Source organism: Adlercreutzia sp. DFI.6.23, assembly GCF_024462535.1.
GTDB lineage: Bacteria > Actinomycetota > Coriobacteriia > Coriobacteriales > Eggerthellaceae > Adlercreutzia > Adlercreutzia rubneri.
On sequence record NZ_JANGBP010000390.1, the window covers coordinates 1 to 310 of the forward strand.

Consider the following 310-nt stretch of genomic DNA (forward strand, 5'->3'; position numbering starts at 1 on the left):
GTTCTCGTGCGATTTGGGCTACATGGACGAGGACGGCCGTATCCGCATCAACGGGCGGCGCAAGGAGATCATCATCCGCGGCGTCGAGAACCTGTCGGCCCGCGAGATCGACGACAACCTGGTGGGCTGCCCGGGCGTGGGCGAGTCGGCCACCATCGGCATGCCCGACGATCGGCTCGGCGAGCGCATCTGCACCTTCGTGGCGCCGCTCGGCAACGCACTGCCGACCCTGTAGTCGGTCACGGCCTACCTGGAGGGCGCGGGCGTGCCCAAGCGCCTGTGGCCCGAGCGCATCGAGATCATCGACGAG

The 310-nt window shown here is 68.4% G+C and carries 1 pseudogene; it reads left to right on the forward strand.

Features of this window, described 5'->3' with window-relative positions:
• Positions 1 to 235: pseudogene (locus NE591_RS13845) on the forward strand (cyclohexanecarboxylate-CoA ligase); the annotation flags it as partial.
• Positions 236 to 310 lie beyond the last annotated feature (75 nt).